The following is a 904-nucleotide window of genomic DNA, read 5'->3' as shown; positions in this document are numbered from 1 at the left end:
ATCCGCAATTCCGACCTTCTTCGACACTTTGAAAGTATTTGATTTACTAGAAACCAACGCAACATCGATCGTTAATCAAATCCCTGACTATCAAGTCACAGATGGCAAAATAGCCACCAGCGATGACCAAGCGGCCTTTATTTTTGAAACAGACCTGATAACCTATGCCTTTGATCCAAATGATGAAATCGCTAGCCAAGACGTGGCGACTAGTCAAAACAATCTGATCACTGTTGAAAACAACTCAGATAACCTGACCCTGTCATTTATGGGACAACCCATTGCCTTCACCTACGCACAATTAGGTGACACTGCCAATAGCGATGGTGTCAAAGGCATTATCCAGTCAATGACTAGCCTAACTTGGGCCTACTACCCGATTATCTTCGTCATTGTAACCCTGTCTAGCCTATTAAATCTAGTGCTAGCTAGCCTGATGATTGCCTTAGTAATTGGTATGCTACCTGATTCAACCCGCTTAAGACTAACCTTTAAAATGCGGTTGTCTTTAGCCCTTGCGTCATTAACTATGCCACTAATGGTCATCACGCTCTTTAACCTATTTGGCTTCTATGTTGTCTATCAATTAGAAATCATGTATGTCTTCGCATTGATACGTTTATGGCGACTATTGAAAAAAGTACAAGTCATAAAAATGCAGAAATAATACAAGGGTGTGAGTGAGACCGCTCAGCTAAACAACTTCTAACGCATTTAAGCGAGTAAGTGCTAAAGCATCAACTCGCTCATAAACTGGAAGAATAGTGCCGTATCACACAAAGTGTGATGCAAACTATTCTGAAGTGGACTTGAGCTGGTCGAGCGAACCCGACTAGGTTGCGAGCGTCAAAAAATAATTTATCATTAACCCAAAAAATCCGAGGAATTGATCAAAACGATCTTT

At 41.0% G+C, this 904-nt stretch carries 1 protein-coding gene; it reads left to right on the top strand.

What is annotated here, in order from left to right; translation table 11 throughout:
• On the top strand, nt 1-667 hold a 667-nt coding region (locus ACRCJ0_RS15985), incomplete at its 5' end, for a DUF1189 family protein (RefSeq protein WP_431391157.1).
• Nucleotides 668-904 lie beyond the last annotated feature (237 nt).

It is taken from the genome of Aerococcus sp. L_32 (assembly GCF_050689315.1).
Note: the sequence above shows the minus strand (reverse complement) of the source record. Positions and strands in the feature narration are given on the sequence as shown.